The organism is Lysinibacillus sp. NPDC097279, assembly GCF_044761745.1.
Taxonomy (GTDB): Bacteria; Bacillota; Bacilli; order Bacillales_A; family Planococcaceae; genus Lysinibacillus.
On record NZ_JBIWDA010000001.1, the window covers coordinates 1,673,128 to 1,693,879 of the forward strand.

Genomic DNA, 20,752 nt, shown 5'->3' on the forward strand with positions numbered 1-20,752 from the left:
CGCTCCTTATCCGTTTACGATTTCATCTAAGTACGACCATCTTTCTATTAGATGCTCATAATGTGCATTCAGCTCATCTAGCTTAGCCGTTAACTCTTGTAATTTAGTAAAGTCAGCGCCAGCGCTTGCAATACCTTCTTCGGTTTCCATAATTGCAGTCTCTGTTTTTTCTATATCATCTGCAATGGTTTCCCATTCTTTTTGTTCTTTAAATGATAGTTTTTTCTTATCTGATTTCTGCTTCTCGACCTTCTGCTTGTCTGCTTTCGGTGCCTCCACCTTCACTGACGTTTGCTGCTCGCGCTTCTGTAAATAATCACTATAAATATCAAGTGACTCATCTACATGTCCTTGTCCGTCTAAAACCCAAAGTTTTTTGGCAATACGATCGAGGAAGAAGCGATCGTGGGAAATTGTTATAACGACACCTGGGAAATGTTCGATAAAGTCCTCTAATACCCCAAGTGTTTCAATATCTAAGTCATTTGTTGGCTCATCCAGTAATAGCACATTTGGTTGCTCCATTAATAGTTTTAATAAGTGCAGACGCTTACGTTCCCCACCAGACAACTTACCAATTGGTGTACCATGTGCATGTAATGGGAATAAAAAACGTTCCAGCATTTGCGCAGCGGAATAACGTACACCTTCTGCATCAGTAATATCATTTGACGCTTCGCGAATATATTCAATCATGCGCTCATTTTCATTCATCTTCGGTAACGTTTGTTTAAAATGTGCCAGTTTTACAGTGGAACCGACATGAATCTCTCCTTTGTCTGGCGAAAGTTCACCAGCAAGCATATTGAGTAAAGTCGATTTGCCAACACCATTGGCACCAATTATACCGATGCGATCACCTTGTTGCAGTAAAAACGTAAATTGTTCGACTATTTTTTGCGAACCGAAAGCCTTCGATATATTTTCTGCCTCTAATACTTTGCGTCCAAGTCGCGTTGTTGCTAAGCCCAATTCAAGCGAAACATCATCTGACTTGCGTTCTAAGTTATCTTCAAGTTGCTCGAAGCGCTGAATGCGAGCCTTTTGCTTTGTAGAACGTGCCTTCGCACCACGACGAATCCATTTTAACTCTGAACGATAACGATTACGGTCCTTTTGAGCTGAAGCTGCAGCCATTTCCTCACGAATTGCACGCGCCTCTAAAAAGTCTCCATAGTTCCCTGTATGGCGATACAACGTTTGGTCTGCTATTTCATAAATATGCGTCGACAATTCATCTAAGAAATAACGATCATGGGTAATGAAAATCACAGCACCTTTTAAGCGCATTACCATTTCCTGTAGCCATTCTGTTGACTGTACATCTAGATGGTTGGTCGGCTCATCCAATAAATAAAGGTCTGCTGGTTCGATTAACACTTTCGCTAGAGCGACACGTTTTTGTTGACCGCCTGAAAGGGTTAACACTTCCTTATCGAACATTTCAATGCCTAGCTTTGTTAGGGCAGTTTTTGCAAGTGCATTGACGTCCCAAGCTTGCTCCTCGTCCATACGCTGCTGTAAGCTAAACAATGTTTTTTGTAAGCTTTCGGATGTAGGATTTAATGCGAGTGCCGCAACCGTCTCTTCGTATTGGCGATTGAGTTGTAAAACGGGAGAATCACCCGCAAACACTGCCTGTAGTACCGTTTCGCCACTATTAAATGTAGGCTCTTGGGGTAAATAAGCAATACGATACTTATTAGGACGATCAATATCTATTGTATCCGCCTCGATTTGACCAGCTAAAATAGATAACAACGTCGACTTACCTGTCCCATTAATACCGATCAGACCTGCACGTTCCCCTTCATAGATTGTAAACTCGATATTTTGAAAGAGCGTTTTATCGCCCACTGTCTTCGTTAAATTTTGTACGATTAAATGACTCATTATGCTTTTCCATCTCTTTCATTTTGTAATTGCTCTAAAAAGCATACCATAAATTGATGGCGTTCCTTAGCCATTTGCTTACCTTTGTTTGTCGTCATTAATTCTTTTAATAATAAAAGCTTCTCGTAAAAATGAGTGACAGACGACGTATTTTTACTACGATAATCTTCCTCAGACATCGTTGTTCGTGCTTTCTCTAAGTCATCATATAATTTCCGACCTTTAGCACCACCATAAGCAAATGTCCTCGCTATTCCAATCGCTCCTATTGCGTCTAAACGATCCGCGTCACGGACAATTTTCGCTTCAATAGAAGTAGCCTCTAGCTCATTACCACCATTAAATGACACTTGTGCGATACAATCACGAATATGTTGTTTTTTTGCTTCACTTATATTCAAATCGTTAATCAACTGGTCTTCTTGCTCTTTACTATCCGTATACTTTTTATCACTGACATCATGCAAAAGCACCGCCATTTTTACAACTTCTGCATCTGCATTAGGCTCTGTATGTAAAATCGCTAACGCATTTTGATAAACACGTTCTATATGTTGAAAGTCATGACTTGCATCAAATTGCTCATATATGCTACGTACTTTGTTCTTTAACTCATTCATATTAATACTCAGTCCTTTCTCTTTGCCTATTATACTGTATTGCTTTGTGAAGTGTAACGATGTCGCCTTCTATATTGGAAAACAAATAAAAATATACATATCAATTGACTAATTATTCAGAATATTGTAGGATAAAAATACAGAACAAACTTTATTGTTCTGTAAGCTCACAATTTGCGTAGTGTACAAAAACTATGTGTTTTACAATTTTAAACAACTTCAGCGGGCATACAATTGAATACTGTTTTGCAATGAAATGCGTATAGTGTAACCGATCATCTTCAATTAAAAGTGAACACTTTCCCTAAATTTTCAAGTTTGTTAACCCGCATAGTAGCTGTACAATACAAAAATGTGAACAACCAGTTAGCTTTGTTTTCGCGACCACGAAGGCTTTTACCAAATGTAGCAAGTAATTATGGATTTTTCATTAAACGATGTTACCTTCTTTTACAATGTTGAACGTAACTTCTCCCTTAATGATTAATGTATAGCCAACAATGCAAACATTTTGCGAAAGGCCGCTTTATTGGAGTCGTGTTAACAATATTCGATAATTCATTTAAATAACGAAAGTTCATTTAAGCCATGAGTAAGAATACGTTATGAAGGAAGTAGGAAAGAAATTGATCGTATGTAATACCCTCCCGCTGAAGGAACAATAAAAGCTGCCCATCTTGAAGAGATGTAGGCAGCTTTTATTAATTAGATTGCTTTGTTGCTATTTATTTTTATAAATCCTTACCAATCACCGCATCAATTTCCTGTAACAGCTCAGCATTTTTCATCGTGGAGCTTAAATTTAACTGGCTTTGATCAACTTGAATAACAGCTACATGCATGCCTTCTTTAATGCTTGCACTTGGTACAGGTACCATCCCTTCAATATCAAATGTCATGATTAAATCTGGAAATCTCGATTGGATGGTCCCTGCCTTTGATAATGTCATATATTCATTCCAGAAAGTTAACTCAACATCCCCAACAGTTAAGCTCCCGACATCAAAGCCATTCTCCCTTATTAGAGTAAAATCCTTTACTGTTCCAGATACGATATGCTCGCCATTTAACAGATGAATAATATTATTTAATTTTTCATCCATTGTTCGCCCAATTAGGAAGCTATACCCGAGCTCAATCGCGGCAGATATTGCATTTGGTGCGCCATGTTCTGTTAAATAGCCTATTGTTACTGGATTACGTGTCACCGCTACCATTCCTCCAGCTAGAATAGAAGCATGACGAACTGTCTTTGCAGTGTTTTGTAAATTACCTTCAGCTAAGCCTTGAATAGCGAAATCATTTTTTCCACCTGCATAAAATTGAACAGATTGATAATCTTGTTGCTCATGTAGATTTAGGGAACCCATTATAGCAGTCGGGTGAGCCCGTCCATTACAAGGGGCATCAACGACTGGTACGTTCAGTAATGCCGATTGTAACCAACCATTGATTGTCGTTATGGCACCATTTTCATTCGTAATAATTCCTTTTAATCGATGATCCATATAGGCATTCATCTGTTGATAGCTCCAGCAAAGCTGGTCATTAGATACATATTGTTCTTCTGCTGAAGGTGCACCAACCATTGCAACGCAGGCTACTAAATCTTCATGGTTTAATGCCGTTATATCGATAAGTTGAGGGTTTCCTGAAGCGAAAATCTCCTCCAGTAACTTTAAACCTTCCGCAAGGAGGCCGCCACCACCGCCTCCAAGTATTGCACCTCCATAAACAGCAGCTAAACCATCCTTATACGTTAACACCCTTCCCATGCGCCCTTACCCCTTTCTATTTTCCTATTTTCAGAATAGAAGAGAAGAAGCTATATAAAGCGTCTCCAGCAATAACACCTGCTGCAAATACAGTCATTTCAGATTCTTTCTTACCTTTTGTCATATAAGTGAAAATCACACGAAGGAAAATACCTACTAACACTGCCCAACCAGCTATCGGATTGATTAGTAATAAACCAGTCGCAAACAGAATACCCATTTGTCTCTTTGAACCGCCAATTAATTGAATCAATGCCCCAGGAATCGACCAGATTAATAGCTGTTTTGCTACGTCTCCAGTCACTCCAGATTGGATAGTGGCTGCATATACATGGTTAACTGGTGCTACTAAACCTTGTGCAAAATACGATTGATATGAAAGTAAAACTACGACTGCAGAAATTGAAAATGCTAGCATCCCAGCAATCATTTGCTGTTTACGCCCTTCTTTTTCTAATACAGGATCACTGCCATTTCCACGTAAAATAAAACCTGTTTTCAAGTCATAGCCCATATCTGCAAATGCTACCCCTGTTGCCGCACTAAAGCCAGCTAACAAAGCAAGAGCAGGTGCTGGGAAACCAATTAATATTCCGACAATTAGTGTGATAAACGCTACTGCAAATGCAGGGAACCAGCCTGCATGCATAGCAGCAATCCCAACGATAAGTTCGTGAACAAATGCTGCAATTGTAGCGAAAATGATAAAGCCGATTAGCATGCCAAAAGACATATGTGAAATCATACCACCTATTAAAGCAATTAATAATGCAATCGCTAAATAGGCAACAAAACCTACACCAAAACCTTGTCGAATTTCTTTTTGGTCTTTTGAATAGATTAATTCTTCTGACTCTTTAGTCGATCTTTTACTTAGCAAAGTAAAAGCAACCTGGAAAAGGGCTACAATGCCCGCTCCAATCATAATGCCATGTGGAATGTAATATTCATTCAAATCGACATTAAATAATTGAACCGAATAACCTCTTAGTAAAAGACCAATTCCAAACATCGTAAGCGCCCAAATATTTCCGATAAATGCTACCCCAAAAGCTGACATAGGAATTTTAAGAATAGACCCCACAATACCGATTAACACACCGCCAATTAAAACCTTTGCATTTTTACCGCCTTTATCACCAGCTTTAATAGCCTCTGCTGTTGCAATCCCTGGCGGCCAGGTACCTGTTGCTGGGAAAATCTTAGTATCAAAAAATTTATATAATAATAAAGCATCCACAAACATCGCTAATATAACACCAATAAACAATGGTAAAACTAAATTTTCATAACCTAAAACATACGGAATACCAATTGGCAACATTAGACTACTCGCTGCACTAAACGTAGCCGAAGATATTGCTGTCTGTATAATATTTTGTCTATGCACGGATTTGAATGCAATTAGCTTGCCAATTGGAATTCTTCCTAAAATCATCGCAAATATTGCACCAATGATAGATGTATTAGCAGAAATCCCTAAAGTCGTAATCAGCTGTATCCCAATAATTGCCCCTACCACAGATGTTAAGACAATCATTAGTAAAGTTACAGGTTCCAAAGCCCGCGGATGTAATACTTTATTATTCATAGTGTCAGGTCCCCTATTGTAGTTATAGTTTAGATATGTGAGATTGAATTTGATGAGCAATTTTCACTAACTGTTCAAGCATGTATTTCTCCCTTTGATTGTCAATGTCATATACTAATCCAGAAATTGTTAGAGATGCCATGATTTCTTTCTTATAATTGAATAATGGTACACTTATACCAAAAGCATGTTCATTGTACTCCCCGACAGTAACACACCACTTATTTTGTCGTATGGCTTGTAACTCCTCTTGTAAACTATCAAGAAGCTTTTTAAGCTCCTCTTCCGACTGCTTTTCATGAAAATAGGCTAACAATTCAAGCTGCCTTTCTTTGTCTAAATAAGCAAACATAACTTTACAAGAAGCACCGACATAAAGCGGTGTTTTTGTACCTAAGGACACTGCATATTTTATATTCTTACTACTTTCAGCAATTTTTGTTGTGACACCATACTCATTATCCATATAAGTTAGAAATACTGATTCATTAATTTCACTTGCAAGACTTTGCATCAACTCATAAATTGTAAAGTGAGGGTCACTTGAGTTAGAAAGCTTGTCATGAAATATAAACATTTTATAACCTAATTTATATTTTTTTGTAGCTTCATCCTGTAATAAATACCCTGCTTCAGTAAATGTATTGATGGTTCTTTGCACAACACTTGTATGCAGTTTTGTCATGCGTGAAATTTCACGTACACCTAATGCGCCATCTGTAGTTGCAAAGCATTCTAGTATATCCAATGAATTTTTTAATGTCTTGACAGTCATTTATATATTTCTCCTTTTATGCGTTTTCGTAGCCGTAACGGTTTTCGGCTACCTCTAAAGAAATATATCCATTTATTAGATCTTTTTCAATCGCTTTCGTACTTCGCTCTTGTGGATTGCCATAGCCACCCCCTGTTGCTGTGACAAGCTCAATACGATCGCCTTTCTGCAATTCATAATTGGCGAGTACTCCTACGGGTCCCACCTTTGTGCCATCTTTTTTATGAATAACTAAATAGTTATACGAGCCTTCCTCACCATCATTTAAGCCAAATGGTGCAAATTTATGTCTACCTAGGTTGACAGAAACCTTTTGACCATCATGATTAACCGTATAAACTCGGCGTACACCTAGGCCACCTCGATATTGCCCTGCACCAGCACCATCGCAATTTAAGCTATATTCGTCAATCTGAATTCCGTATTTAGTCTCTGCAACTTCTACAGGAAGATTATATGTTTCCCCATCTCCCATACAATATTGTCCACTTTGCCCATCTTCATCATTTGACGCTCCCCAGCCACCTACTGAAGGCTCAACGATTAGGAAGGATTCATTATTTTCAGGATTTTTGCCTGTTAAGATAAATGTACATACCGACTGTAAATGTCCTGCTGATAATCTTTCTGGTAAATGAGGTGCAAGCGCCTTCCAAATTAAGTCTGCTGCTCCAATACGTGCTTCAAAGTTCATTGAAACAGGATGCGGACGTTTGGCTGAGACAATTGAATTATCATCTGTAAGAATTGTTAAGCGTTTAAAGACACCTTCATTAATCACGTCAATATCTCCAAGTAATGCTAAGAACATTACACGAACACTCGCCATTAAACCAAATTGTGAACAGTTTACAGGCACATTCACAGCAGGATGTGAGCCTCTAAAGTCACAAATAAATTCTTCATCGCTAATCGTTACTTTCACTTGAATTGGATAAGGTCCTCCTTTTAATGGATCGCCTTCAATAAAGTCTTCTGCATAAAATTCACCTTTAGGTAAATGTTGAAGCTCATACTCTACAATCTTTTCACCCTTGTCCAATAATTTTTGAATGGACAACTTCACCGATTCAGCACCGAATTTATGACAAAGTTCTGCAATCCTTTTTTCACCTGTTTTTAAGGCTGCTACTTGTGCAAACATATCTCCAATAGAAAGCTCTGGTAGACGAACATTTGTAGAAATGATTTCATAAATGCCTTCATTGAGCTCGCCCTTTTGATAAAGCTTTACACCAGGTAGCTGAAGGCCTTCCTGATAAATTTCATTCGAATTACTTGTAAATGAACCAGGGTCCATCCCCCCTACTTCGGTCCAGTGAGCTTTATTTGCAGAATAAGCAATAATTTCACCATTATTGAAGATTGGTAAAACCAATCCTACATCTGATAAGTGAGAGCCCCCTCCAACATAAGGGTCATTAATAATGATGACATCACCTTCGTTTAATTTTCTCCCATTATCATATTTTTCTATGACACGTTGAACCATTGGACTCAACATCCCAATAAAACTTGTCACACCATTACCTTGGCTAATCAAATTACCATTGGCATCAGTTAAACCACAGGCATAATCTAAAACCTCATAGATAACGGGGCTCATAGATGAGCGAGCTAAAGCAACAAACATCTCATCTCCAATGGCCAGCAATGAATCCTGAATAATTTCTATAGCAAAAACATCTTTTTTCATGTGTTATTTCCCCTCCATCTCTACAATTAGATTGCCGTATTTATCTATTTCAATAGATTGCTTGTCATTTATCACAACTGTAGATGTAGGGCTTTCCACAATAGCAGGACCAGCAATAACATAGCCAGGTACTAACTTTTGTTGATCGTAGACATTGACCTCTACCCAGCCTGTACCTTTGACGTATAACTTTCGTTTTGCTTTTATACATGTTGAAGCATCAATATGTGAGAAATCTAACTCCTTAAACTGGACCGCTTCATCTTTCCCATAAATAGTGAGATGTAAATTTACTAGCTCTATCGCAGTCTCTGGTAAGTCAAAAGAGAACTCTTGTTTATGTTTGATATGGAAAGCATTTGCTAATTGAGCTAGCTCTTCTACATGAAGCGAAATATTTGATGAATTCAATTTAACTGCATGCTCCTGACCTTTATAGCGCAAATCATAATTAATCTCGAAATAATAATGTTCCTTCGATAAAGGTGCATCCGCATAAGCATTTTCAATAGCCTCATCAATATTTGTTTGAATAGCAGCTAAATGATGCTTATCAAAATTCATTAAGCTTGTTTGAATATAATCTTGTCGATATTCCGTCATCATCATCCCTAATGCTGAAAAGACCGATGAGCCATATGGAATAATTACTTTCTTCATGCCCAGTTCTTCAGCTAGATTAATCGCATGTAGTGGACCACCACCACCAAAGGCAACCATTGTAAAATCCTCAGGATCATAGCCTTTACGAATAGAAATGAGCTTAAGTGCATTTAGCATATTAGAGTTGGCAATATCTAAAATTCCTTGCGCTGCTTCCTCTGCTGTCACATTAAACGGTTTCGCAATTGCTGCAATTAGTGCTTCCTCCACTTTGTCAATAGACACTGGATTATCGAAGTTTTCTAATGATAATCTCCCTAAATAGACATTTGCATCTGTAATTGTTGGCTGCATATTGCCTAAGCCATAAGCAACAGGACCTGGATTTGCACCAGCAGAATCTGGACCAACTTTTAAGGAGCCGAATGGATCGATGCGTGCGATGGAACCACCACCATTACCGATTTCAACAATATCTACAACAGGTGTTTTAATTGGATAGCCTGCAAATTTTTCATTTCTTTCAATATAGTAATCTGTTGTAACATTTACTTTTCCTTCCGTAATAAGTGAACATTTTGCTGTCGTTCCACCAACATCAAATGCAATTATATTGGATTCATTTAAAAGCTCTCCTAATTTTGCAGCGCCAAACATACCCGCTACAGGACCAGATTCGACTAAATTAATTGGCAATTCCATCGCTTTATCAAAGCTTGTCGTTCCTCCGTTTGATTGCATTATTTTCAAATGCTCTGTTATACCAATCGTGCTTAATTTTTCTTTTAGGCTTTTTAAATATGCGTGTGCAATTGGCTTTACATATGAATTTAAAACGGTAGTATTTGTTCTCTCATATTCTCGATATTCTTTAATCGTTTCGCTTGAAAGTGTGATGTACACTTCTGGCCAAAGCTTTTCAATTTCTACTTTTAGCTGTAATTCATGAATTGGGTTTTTATAGCCATGAATCAATGAAATAGCAATAGCCTCCACACCTAATTCCTTGAACTTTCTAACAATTGCTTCAACTTCATCGGTATTAAGCGCTTTCATAACATTTCCTTTATAATCGATACGCTCATCAATTTCTTGTCGTAAGTAACGCTCTACAAAAGGTGCTGGTTTTTTATATTTAAAATTATATAGGTCTGGACGATTACCACGAGCAATCTCTAATACATCACGGAAGCCTTTCGTTGTAATTAACCCAACTACGCCCCCTTTTCTTTCCGTTAATGTATTAATAATGACCGTTGAACCATGAATAAATGATTCAATCAATGACTCTTCTGTAACGTGTCTCCCTAAAACATTTAAAATACCATCCTCAAAGTGACCTGGTGTCGTATGTCCTTTGTCAAAATGAAGATTTCCCTTCTCATCTGTGTAAACTAGGTCAGTAAAAGTACCGCCAATATCTGTTGCGATTTTCAAGTCTTCATCCCTCCGTGTTCCTATTATCGGAACGCTGTTCCAATTAAGAATTAAATAAATTATATTTAAAAGAAAAAGAAAATTCAATGTATTTTATAAATAAAAATTCATTTGACAATTAAATTTAATGTAAAAACCTACTTTTTCTTAGCATTATTGGTTAGTTATTTATTAATACAACCAACTATTACATTTCACAAATTTACTAATATTAGTCATAAAACATAAAAAGACCCTGGTTATACACCAGAGTCCTAAATTACATAATATATTTATAGGCCGTACTTCTTAAATGTTCCCTGTTTACCATAAGACTTCTAAAAAAAATTAAGCAAGAAAGAAAGCTTTCTATACTCATTCGAATAGCCATTTTTTTGGCTAACTAGCTTTTTACTTCTTCAAAATGATACCTATCTACTTTATATATTTTTAAATAGTAAAGCTGCCCTTTCTGACTAAAAAGAGCAGCTTTACATATTTTATAATAATTAAAACAATCCTACCGCATGTCCTTCACTATCGACATCCATACGTAAGGCTGCAGGCTGTTTCGGTAAACCTGGCATCGTCATAATATCACCTGTTAGACAAACTAAGAATCCTGCGCCAAGCTTTGGAATCACTTCACGAATCGTTACTGTGAAGCCTTCTGGACGCCCTAGTAAACTCGGTTGGTCAGATAATGAGTATTGCGTTTTCGCCATACAAATCGGCAATTCGTCCCAGCCAAATTTTTCGATTTGCGCAATTTGCTTTTTCGCTTGCTCTGTAAATTGGACATCTTTCCCGCCATAGACCTTTTGTACGATGGTACGCACTTTTTCTTCAATCGATTCTGCTACATCGTATAAAGGAGAGAAATTATTTTCTTCTTCAAGGACAGATAGTACTTGCTCTGCTAGGGCTAATCCGCCTTTGCCGCCCTCTTCCCAGACATTTGTACGGGCAATGCGCACATCATGTTCTTGACACCAGTTTAGCACTGCTTCCAGTTCAGCTTCTGTGTCTGTAATAAAACGATTTAACGCGATGATTGGTTCAACACCAAATGTGCGAATCGTCTCCACGTGCTTCGCTAAGTTTTCAATGCCTTGTAACAGCGCAGGCACATTTTCTCCAACGAGTGCTGTTTTCGCAACACCACCATGCATTTTCAACGCACGAATCGTTGCCACAATCACTACGGCACTTGGTTTGAAGCCTGCTTTTCGGGCTTTAATGTTCATGAACTTTTCAGCACCTAAATCGGAACCGAAGCCCGCTTCTGTTACGACGATATCTGCTAGCTTACGTGCTGTTTGTGTTGCCATAATGGAGTTACAGCCGTGTGCAATATTGGCAAATGGACCGCCATGAATAATGGCAGGTGTCCCTTCAAGTGTTTGCACTAAGTTTGGTTTAAACGCATCTTTTAATAACAGAGTGAGCGCGCCTTCTACTTGTAAATCACGCACAAATACGGGCTCACGCTCAAATGTATAACCGATGACAATGCTTGCTAAACGCTCACGTAAATCATCTATGCTTGTCGCTAAACAGAATACCGCCATAATTTCAGAGGCAACTGTAATATCAAAGCCGTCCTCACGTGGCATGCCTTGCACAGGACCACCAAGACCGATGACTACTTTGCGAAGCGCACGGTCATTTAAGTCCATTACGCGCTTCCAAATGATACGGCGAGGATCAATGTTTAATGCATTGCCTTGATGGATATGATTATCAATAAAGGCTGAAAGCGCATTGTTGGCCGTTGTGATGGCATGCAAGTCTCCCGTGAAATGCAGATTTATATCTTCCATTGGGACAACTTGTGCATACCCACCGCCTGTCGCGCCTCCTTTTACACCCATTACTGGGCCAAGGGAAGGCTCACGCAATGCGACAACAACATTTTTCTTTAATTGATGAAGTGCATCTGCCAACCCAACTGTTACTGTTGATTTTCCTTCACCAGCTGGAGTTGGACTTATCGCTGTCACCAAAACGACCTTCGCATCCTCGCCCTGCGCTGTTATTTTTAATGGATCTATTTTTGCTTTGTAGCGACCATATTGTTCTAGTGCATCTTCTGGAATACCTGCCGCTTCTGCAATGTCTATAATAGGCTTCATAACCGCTTGACTAGCGATTTCTAAATCTGATAAAGGTTGATTTTTCGTTGTCATTTGGCACCCAACTTTCTATTATTATTCATCTCCATTATAGACTTTATTGAGCAAGAAAACACAGTTAGTTACGCAATATTTCGACAATCAATTGACAACTGGAATCAATTCATGTATGTTCTAAGAGAAAATGCAATTTTTTCATTTTTTATCAATTATGCCACGAGTTAATTGGTAGTATTTTACATTCAGGCGCATTGGAGGCGAATGCTTATGCAACAAGGAATCGTAAAGTGGTTCAATAACGAAAAAGGTTATGGCTTTATTGAATGTGATGATGGAGAAGATGTATTTGTACATTTTACGGGTATACAAGAGGAAGGCTTCCGTACACTTGAAGAAGGTCAAAAGGTTTCATTTGATGTAGTGGAAGGCAATCGCGGACCTCAAGCGTCAAATGTTGTGAAATTATAAGCGGCAAGGAGCTGTTCAACAAATGAACAGCTCCTTCTTTTTTTATAACTATGGGTTAAGCCAATAAAATGCTCCAGGAAAAATTAATGTTTCCTTCGTCCGATCAGTGTCTCTCAACGTAACACCGAACGGTCCTTCACATTTACGTCCAAGCATCATTTTAGTTGCTGCAGCTTCTTCATAAAAATCTAAACGAATATTTGGCAAATGTAATGAAACAAACGCTGTGTGTGCTTCTGGCTCAGATAATTGTAATACTTCTTGCCATTCTTTTGCTGTAGCCATCGCATCTTGGACATAAAACTGTACTGACTCCATTGATATATTTTGTGTTGCTTTTATCGCGCCACTTGCCTTTAATTGATCTTTGCGCTTCTCATCACTATCCGCCCACTCAATAAAAAATGGAAAATCGATTTCTTGCTCTTGCTTTCCAAAATGTAATAGTTTCCATTCCACAACCGATCCATCTGGTCGTGTTCGACTACATACATCTGGTCCATAAACTTCAAAACCAAGCGCACTTAAACGCTGTGCCTCTTCTTCTATATTCGTTGTACGTAAAGCAATTCTTGAAAAACCATAGCGCTCATTGTCCTGTTTAAAAGTATAATGTAAGGAATATGGTAATTTTGCCGCTTCCTCAAAAAGCGCATGATCATAAATCGCTATTTGTTCAATATAGCTTAACCCAAAATAGCTTAATGTATTATACGTTCCCCACATGGTGTGCTGTCCACCATTTACAGTATGAATATGACGTTTATTTAAAAAGACTTTCATATTTTCTGGTGATTGAACTTGATGGACAAGATGATCAAAAAACAAAGTCATTCTTCTTCCCCCTTTTTGTCCTTTCATTATATACTTTACCTGTTAGTTTTCTAGGTTTAAATTAAAATTAGCAATATTCAAATAATTTAAGGTGTTTATTAGGTATTTGGAAGAGCCAAGATTAATCACAACTCACGAATTGTTATGTATTTTGTCATCAACTTTTTTATCATTATCACTTTTTAAATTATTAAAAATGCTTAGCATGAATGTAAAACCTGCAACAATTTCAATGAAATAGGAACTTATAGCTTTATTAAACCATATGCCACCTATTGGGAATGATAATGGCAAAATTGTGGCTAAAGGTACAAATATTGAAAAGAGAAAACAAGGAATGCAAACGCAAATAAGTAAAGGCAAATTTATATTAATGGTCCATTTTTTTATTAAAATAAGTGATAAATAGACACCCCATAAAAAGAGAGTAATAAAGTTAGTCCAAAAAACAGGAGCTATACTAAATGTTGAAGCTGACATAACTCTAACTTCATTTTTAATATCATAACTGATAATTGTGAGTAAAAATAAACCTATTATCCAGATTAATTTCCATAAATAAGGTGACCATTTTTTCATAAAGAACCCCTCCTTAGCCTCTTAGAAGTTTAATTTATTATTATTAATACGCCCCAAAATTTAAATAGTTCCTAATAAATTATCCTTCTAATTACATTCGAATAGCAAACTGCGTTTTATTGATTATCGTTACGTTTCGAATTGCTGATGATTATCTTTTGACATTAGTAATTTTTTTATCACCCTCGACTTTTTTTACCCTCTCAATTCTAAAATCCTGTTTTCACATCAGCCATTTCCTTAGGGCTACAAAAAAGTTTCATGCATAGGAAAATGGGTATTTATTTATAAATGAAATGAACAGAAGCAGCTAGAGTATTCAAGGAGCTATTCCCATCGTGGATTTTTAAATGCTCCTTTTTATAGTCAAAAATATTGTCATAACAGGTACTCTTCATTTTGCCTGTTATGAAGTTCTTTGTTTGGACAAGCAATTTTTAGAACAGCTAGCGGTCAGGAAGGATAAGAACATGAAAAAATTTTTGTATGTAGGCCTAATCGTCCTTAATTTTTGCTTTTTCACCGTAATGAAGGAAGCAGAGGCAAAGGAAAATCATGAAACAACGGAGCGGAAGGTCATCCTTATCTCATTTGATGGAATGAAAAATGACTATACTAAAAAATATGTGCAAGAGAATAAATTACCTCATATCAAACAGATGCTTGAAAATGGTGTTACTGCGAAAAAACCTATTACTATTACCCCTTCTCTAACTGCGCCTTCACATGCAGCGATTGCCACTGGGGCTACGCCAAAACAAACAGGTATTGTAAGTAATCATTTTCATGAACCAAACACCACTTTAGATAATGAAGAAAGCGGTTTTAAGGCAGAAATTGAAGTACCCCCATTATGGGAAGAAGCTCGAAAACAAGGAAAAACAACAGCTACTATAGCTTTTCCTGGTGCCAATCCTAAAGAAGAAAAACAAGGAGATTATTCTATATATCATGGTGAAACATGGGCACCAAGTAATTTGGAATCGCTAACCTTTAAGAAAACTACAGAGTGGGTTCAGTCACCTAAAAGCTTCAGTCCTTTAAAGGAATCGGAATTCCGCATTAAGATGAAAAATGAAAAGGATCGTGTCATTCATATTTTGGCGATTGACTCAACTGATGATCAACATGAAAACTATGACACGTTTATATTATCTGAAGATAAAAAAGTAGATGCTGATGACACTATTGTAAAAGGAAACAAATGGGGATCTATTCCCATCCATATGAAAGATAAACAAAGTGCGGGCTTTTGGTTCAAAATGAAAGTAGAGAACAGAGAACTTAACCGTCCTATTAAGTTGTACAGAACAGCCGTAACCTCTAGTCAAATTAGTGGTCCTAAAGGATTTGCCGAGGAGATTGAGAAGGAATTTGGATTTTATCCAGCACAAGATGATGATGAAGCGCTAGAGAAAGGATGGATTACAAGACAGGAATATGAGGAGATTAGCAAACGTTGTATTATGTGGATCACAAAAGTTTCGCTTTATATAAAACAGCAATACAATCCTGATTTGCTCATGTTTTATGCCCCCCATATTGATCATGAACAACATAAGTATTTATTGATAGACCCTCGTCAGCCTGACTATTCAGATGAAAAGTCAAAACAGTATATGAGCTATATTGAATGGTCATACCGTGTAGCCGACGAAGTAGTAGGAGCAACAATGAATTCCCTGCAAGACAATGATTATTTGTTTGTTGTCTCAGATCATGGAATGGAACCCGCCCATTCTACCCTTTCACCTAACAAAGTACTACAAGATGCAGGGTTATTAACGGTCGATCCAAAAGATAAAACGAAAATAAATTATGCAGCATCAAAAGCATACGCCATTCCGAGCGGATCTGCAGCAAATGTATACATCAACCTTAAAAATCGTGAAAAGGGTGGCGTTGTTCCTCAAGATGAATATGAGAATGTCCGTGAACAAATTATCGAAGCTTTTAAAGCTGTCGAAGTCTCATATAACAAAGGAGCAATCATTCAACATGAGATGAAAAAAGTGAAGTCTGCAATACAAACAGACAATTTTTCATTCGGGACTGTTCAACAACATGTCAAAAATATGTGGAGCCATCTGTTGGAGCCAAGAGTACATCCATATGAAAGTGTATTGAAAAATGAAAATATCACCCTTCTGGAGCATCAAAATGCAGGCGATGTCGTGTTGATTGGTGCACCTGGCTATGTGATGGGGAGTGACGTTGAAAAAAATGTTTCGCCACCAATTGAATTAGGAACACATGGAGGAGATGCAAATAGAAGCATGCTTAGACCTATTTTTATCGCTACTGGAGCAGAATTTTTCAAAGGCAAAGAAATTAAAACCACATCTAATTTAGATATAGCACCGACGATTTACGATTTACTAGGGTTAGAAATACCTTCATTTGTAGAAGGCAAAATCATTGAAGGGATTTTTAAAGATCAAAACAGTGAGGAACATTCAGAATGATTAAACGTTCGCTCAACATCTGCCTTTAATATCCTCTATGTGTTGCTCTTTCTTCACAGCTTAAATAATTTTTGACTCTACAAAAATCTATATATTTAGGATATGAGTATTTCCAATGAAAATTCCTTTTGATAATAGACATAAAAAAACACCCTTTAGAAAATATCTTCTAAAGGGTGTTTCGTTATAACTTTAATTCATTCTACAACATCTGTCATACCTTGAAACTGCAAAGCACGATATAAAAATGCAACAAACTGCGCTCTTGTGACAGGTTCATTTGGGTAGAACTTTCCATTATCACCAAGAGTAATACCTTCACGCTTAAGCACGGAAATATAGCCTGCACTCCAATGTGTACTAGCGACATCTGCAAATGAACTTGTTCCTTCTGGCGTTAAACCAAGTACCCCAACAAGCACTTTCGCTAACTGCGCACGGGTCATATTTTCTGTTGGGCGGAAAGCGCCATTTGTGCCATCAATTATTCCTGCTTTTTGCAAAGCTCCTATCGCCTCATAATAAGGATGTGTTGACGGCACATCCGAAAAAACCTTCGTTGCGCGTACTTGTTCAAACGAAAATGCTCTAGTTAGTAGTGCTGCCACATGCATACGGCTAATCGGTGTATTTGGACGGAAAGTGCCATCATCAAAGCCTTGGATAATACCTTGTGCCGACAGTTCCTCAACCATCTCTTTTGCCCAATGCCCATCTAAATCACCAAACGTTACGATTGGCTTTGGTGTTTGTGGCTCTTGTGGTGGTTTAGGTTCTTCTACAGGGAATGGCGTCCATTTGGCATAGAGCGAAATATTTACTCGCACAATCGTTTCCTCATGCCACTGCTTTGTCAATGCTTCGTCTTGATACCATCCGTAAAAGCGATAACCTTCTTTTGTTGGGACAGGTAAATCACTGACTTTAGTATTAGCGGTAATTTCAATTGGCTTCATAACTGTTCCACCATTGGTATACAAGGTGATTTTCACCTTTGCTGGTGGCGAATCGTCTTGGTCGTTTGTTACAGGTGGAGTTGTCGGATACCCTCCTCCTCCTGTTGTTGGCGGATTCTCTACCCATTGGGCATAAAGCGTAACATTCGCTTTACCCATTTTGAATGTTACTTTTTCAGCATAGGCTGTCCCTTTACCATCTGCTTGAGTGTTCCACCCTTTGAACGAATAATTTGTTCTGAAAAGTAGACCACTATTGCCTTGCACCGTGACGTTTTCATTTTCTTCGTACGATTTACTATCCTGTGGCACAGTACCACCTGTTGCCCCATTTTTATCATATATGACGGTATAAGTTGGATTCGCTGTCCACTTTGCGTACAACGTTATTGCTTCTGTTACGACATCTGTTGCAAAATCCCATCCCTCTGTTAATGCAGTATCTTTATGCCAGCCTCCAAACAGATATCCTAGTTTGGATGGTATTATCGGTTTCGTAATTTTTCCGTTATACGCTACATTATCTGGTGCAACATATGTACCACCATTTGAGTTAAAAGTTATTGTATAACTATTGGCTATCCATTTAGCGTAAAGCGTTGTATCGCCAGCCACTACATCTGTCATAAAGTCCCACTCTGTTGTGAAGTCAGCATCTTTATACCAACCTGTAAACGTATGTCCTATTTTAGTAGGGGATGTCGGTTTTACTAATTTGTCTTGATAATTAATAGTAATGTCACTTATTGCACTTCCGCCATTAGTGTCAAATCCTACTGTATATTGTTTTGGCAAAAGTGTGACGGCGGAGCTTGTTAGAGACGCTACTCCAGTGGCATCAAAAGCCAACTGTGCTCCAGTCACTTCATATGAATTACTTGCACCTAAATTAGAGAAGCTGACAATTCCAGCGTTAGCTGTAGCATTTAGGTCCCCAGTCAATGTCCATGCTCCTGTATCTTTCTTCTTCACTGTAACAATCTTCGTACTATCATTCACACTTACATTTTTATAAACATCGTATAGAGTCAGTACTGGCTGTTGACCAAATGTCCCACCATTAATAGTTGGCGGAACAATATCTGTTGTCAACTTCATCGTAGCTGTGGGTCCAGCCTCTGGAGTAATCGTTAACAAATTGGCTGTAGGTGTGCTAACACCTGTTACTTCAAGTTGAATTGATTGCGTTGTTGCTGCATTCAACTTCAATTTTGAAATTGCTACTCCGTTCAAAAAATTTAAATCGACTGTCTGACTTATTGGTGTCAGTGGTACCCCATCGAAACTGCCTATGGAACCGTTTGGAGCTTGTTTATAGCCACTAATTATCACATTTTTTACTCCATTAAACGAAGTGTCTGTATTACCTAATGCATTCGTGACAGATATCGTGATGCTATTATCATTACCAACTATTGGATTAAATAATTCTACTGAAGCACTAACTGTTTGAGCAGGCATTGGATCAAATTGCACTATGGCCTTTGCTGTTAAAGCTTGGCCATCAACACTTGCACCGATTGTAGCAGTTCCAACTGTCGTTGGGGCAGTTAAAGTTGCTGTATACATACCGTTGTTATGGTCTGCTACAGCGCTTAACGTACCTAAAGTGGATGACATTTCTAGTGCCGCTCCTCCAGCCTTAATTTCATGATTTTGAGCATCCTTCAATTTCACAGTCACCATTGTCTGACTTGTTCCATCTGCTAACAAGGAACTATTGGTAACAGCAATCGTACTGTTCTGTGCTGATGGAGGACCTGATACAAATTGTACGCTAGTCGTTGCTGCCATTGCTCTACCACCAATACTTGCACTGATTGTAGCTGTACCGATAACCGTTGAAGTAGTTAAGGTCGCAGAATATGTACCATCGTTATTGTCTGTGACAGCACTTACCGTTCCTAGTGTTGACGAAATCGTCACTGTCTCTCCACCTGTTAGTACATCATTGCCTTGAACATTTTTTAATTTGACAGTCACTGACGTATGACTTATACCATCTGCTTCAAGACTAGGATTACTTACAAACACTTCACTCTCCTCTGGAGATATCGAATAGTCTGGAATCATATAAGTGTTGAAAGTAAAATCGTAACCAGCGGCAGAGGATAATCCTCTTGGATAGGGATTATTAGAACTCCCATACCAACCAAAGCCAGCCGTCGCTCCACCGTTTTCAGTAGAAAGCACCATGCGGTACATCTTTTCCCTTATCAAGTAAGGTGATAGATTAGAAAAATCAATAGAAGTCCAGCCTGAGCCGAATGATGTCAACTGTGTTGAAGCAACTGGAGTTGACAAATCATCTTCTTTATAAATACTTGCTATGAGTGCGCCAGTTGTACTATAGCTACCAGCTATATTAACGTCAATTTTGCTAAGATTTCCAGAAACCGCTGGAGTAAACGTCTGATATCTCGGATAATCCTTATTTACAAAGATGTTACCATTTAGAATCATCTGAGATTGATCTAAAATAGGTGAACCTGCCGCTTTAACACTACCCCCGGGCGATATAACACAACAACTCATAAATAATAAAAATATCGCGCCCCACAGTTTTATTTTTTTCATTAATTACCTCCACTCTTCATAATGTTCATCGTAATGCTAATTGAATGAAATAACTAGCATTACCCCATTTTGATAGTTTTCACATACTGAACTTCATCAATTCAACCGCTTTTTAATGACCACCTCACTAGTTTAGGAACAGGCTAGAACGTTAGCTGGCTCCCTTTCTCTTTTTCTATATAGCAGCAATCTCCACTAAGTAGGTAATTCAATTACATACTAATTAATTGTACTTTAGATAAAAAGAGGATGATACTAACAAATGTTAATGATGCACAAATAAACATTCTAAATGTAGAACTAACAATATCTAAAATACAGTATCAGTGTTGTACCTTTATACCTCTGAAACGCTTACATCTCCAGACA

13 protein-coding genes are annotated in these 20,752 nt (G+C 37.9%); 2 read left to right on the top strand and 11 right to left on the bottom strand.

Annotated elements, in window-relative coordinates; genetic code table 11:
• Positions 1-6 precede the first annotated feature (6 nt).
• The 8 genes from ACIQ1H_RS08425 to ACIQ1H_RS08460 form a co-directional block, all read right to left on the bottom strand.
• Positions 7-1,893, bottom strand: a complete 1,887-nt coding sequence (locus ACIQ1H_RS08425; RefSeq protein WP_402888015.1) for an ABC-F family ATP-binding cassette domain-containing protein — start codon at positions 1,891-1,893, stop codon at positions 7-9.
• Positions 1,893-2,513: an HD domain-containing protein gene (locus ACIQ1H_RS08430; protein WP_402888016.1), complete on the bottom strand. Its 621-nt coding sequence runs from the start codon at positions 2,511-2,513 to the stop codon at positions 1,893-1,895. Before ACIQ1H_RS08430 ends, ACIQ1H_RS08425 begins: the two co-directional genes overlap by 1 nt.
• A 731-nt stretch (positions 2,514-3,244) precedes the next feature.
• On the bottom strand, positions 3,245-4,288 hold the full coding sequence (locus ACIQ1H_RS08435; RefSeq protein ID WP_402888018.1) for an S-methyl thiohydantoin desulfurase domain-containing protein: 1,044 nt from the start codon (positions 4,286-4,288) through the stop codon (positions 3,245-3,247).
• Between the two features lie 16 nt (positions 4,289-4,304).
• Positions 4,305-5,879 (bottom strand): OPT/YSL family transporter, encoded by a 1,575-nt coding sequence (locus tag ACIQ1H_RS08440; protein ID WP_402888020.1) that lies wholly within the window; start codon positions 5,877-5,879, stop codon positions 4,305-4,307.
• A gap of 22 nt (positions 5,880-5,901) precedes the next feature.
• On the bottom strand, positions 5,902-6,654 hold the full coding sequence (locus tag ACIQ1H_RS08445; protein ID WP_402888022.1) for an IclR family transcriptional regulator: 753 nt from the start codon (positions 6,652-6,654) through the stop codon (positions 5,902-5,904).
• A gap of 16 nt (positions 6,655-6,670) precedes the next feature.
• Entirely contained in the window at positions 6,671-8,350 is a 1,680-nt protein-coding gene (locus tag ACIQ1H_RS08450; protein WP_402888024.1) for a hydantoinase B/oxoprolinase family protein, read from the bottom strand.
• A gap of 3 nt (positions 8,351-8,353) precedes the next feature.
• Positions 8,354-10,390, bottom strand: a complete 2,037-nt coding sequence (locus ACIQ1H_RS08455; protein ID WP_402888026.1) for a hydantoinase/oxoprolinase family protein — start codon at positions 10,388-10,390, stop codon at positions 8,354-8,356.
• A 488-nt stretch (positions 10,391-10,878) separates the two neighbouring features.
• Entirely contained in the window at positions 10,879-12,558 is a 1,680-nt protein-coding gene (locus ACIQ1H_RS08460) for a formate--tetrahydrofolate ligase (protein WP_402888028.1), read from the bottom strand.
• A gap of 213 nt (positions 12,559-12,771) precedes the next feature.
• On the opposite strand from ACIQ1H_RS08460, the gene ACIQ1H_RS08465 reads away from it, so the two are divergent.
• On the top strand, positions 12,772-12,972 hold the full coding sequence (locus tag ACIQ1H_RS08465; protein WP_004269397.1) for a cold-shock protein: 201 nt from the start codon (positions 12,772-12,774) through the stop codon (positions 12,970-12,972).
• Positions 12,973-13,020: 48 nt separating this feature from the next.
• Here ACIQ1H_RS08465 and ACIQ1H_RS08470 read toward each other — a convergent pair whose 3' ends face one another.
• Entirely contained in the window at positions 13,021-13,806 is a 786-nt protein-coding gene (locus ACIQ1H_RS08470; protein ID WP_402888030.1) for a VOC family protein, read from the bottom strand.
• 132 nt (positions 13,807-13,938) lie between these two features.
• Complete coding sequence (locus ACIQ1H_RS08475) at positions 13,939-14,385, bottom strand: hypothetical protein (protein ID WP_402888032.1); 447 nt, start codon at positions 14,383-14,385, stop codon at positions 13,939-13,941.
• A 470-nt stretch (positions 14,386-14,855) separates the two neighbouring features.
• Here ACIQ1H_RS08475 and ACIQ1H_RS08480 point away from each other — a divergent pair, with 470 nt between their 5' ends.
• Positions 14,856-16,850, top strand: coding sequence for an alkaline phosphatase family protein (locus ACIQ1H_RS08480; RefSeq protein ID WP_402888034.1), 1,995 nt, complete (start codon positions 14,856-14,858; stop codon positions 16,848-16,850).
• 197 nt (positions 16,851-17,047) lie between these two features.
• Here the strand turns inward: ACIQ1H_RS08480 and ACIQ1H_RS08485 are convergent, their stop codons facing one another.
• On the bottom strand, positions 17,048-20,383 hold the full coding sequence (locus tag ACIQ1H_RS08485) for an InlB B-repeat-containing protein (RefSeq protein ID WP_402888036.1): 3,336 nt from the start codon (positions 20,381-20,383) through the stop codon (positions 17,048-17,050).
• Positions 20,384-20,752 lie beyond the last annotated feature (369 nt).

What these genes read in the sequence shown, in the direction of transcription:
- ACIQ1H_RS08485 (WP_402888036.1), bottom strand. Translation starts at nt 20,383, where the DNA reads ATGAAAAAAATAAAACTGTGGGGCGCGATATTTTTATTATTTATGAGT.
- ACIQ1H_RS08475 (WP_402888032.1), bottom strand. Translation starts at nt 14,385, where the DNA reads ATGAAAAAATGGTCACCTTATTTATGGAAATTAATCTGGATAATAGGT.
- ACIQ1H_RS08430 (WP_402888016.1), bottom strand. Translation starts at nt 2,513, where the DNA reads ATGAATGAGTTAAAGAACAAAGTACGTAGCATATATGAGCAATTTGAT.
- ACIQ1H_RS08460 (WP_402888028.1), bottom strand. Translation starts at nt 12,558, where the DNA reads ATGACAACGAAAAATCAACCTTTATCAGATTTAGAAATCGCTAGTCAA.
- ACIQ1H_RS08425 (WP_402888015.1), bottom strand. Translation starts at nt 1,893, where the DNA reads ATGAGTCATTTAATCGTACAAAATTTAACGAAGACAGTGGGCGATAAA.
- ACIQ1H_RS08470 (WP_402888030.1), bottom strand. Translation starts at nt 13,806, where the DNA reads ATGACTTTGTTTTTTGATCATCTTGTCCATCAAGTTCAATCACCAGAA.
- ACIQ1H_RS08435 (WP_402888018.1), bottom strand. Translation starts at nt 4,288, where the DNA reads ATGGGAAGGGTGTTAACGTATAAGGATGGTTTAGCTGCTGTTTATGGA.
- ACIQ1H_RS08445 (WP_402888022.1), bottom strand. Translation starts at nt 6,654, where the DNA reads ATGACTGTCAAGACATTAAAAAATTCATTGGATATACTAGAATGCTTT.
- ACIQ1H_RS08450 (WP_402888024.1), bottom strand. Translation starts at nt 8,350, where the DNA reads ATGAAAAAAGATGTTTTTGCTATAGAAATTATTCAGGATTCATTGCTG.
- ACIQ1H_RS08440 (WP_402888020.1), bottom strand. Translation starts at nt 5,879, where the DNA reads ATGAATAATAAAGTATTACATCCGCGGGCTTTGGAACCTGTAACTTTA.
- ACIQ1H_RS08465 (WP_004269397.1), top strand. Translation starts at nt 12,772, where the DNA reads ATGCAACAAGGAATCGTAAAGTGGTTCAATAACGAAAAAGGTTATGGC.
- ACIQ1H_RS08480 (WP_402888034.1), top strand. Translation starts at nt 14,856, where the DNA reads ATGAAAAAATTTTTGTATGTAGGCCTAATCGTCCTTAATTTTTGCTTT.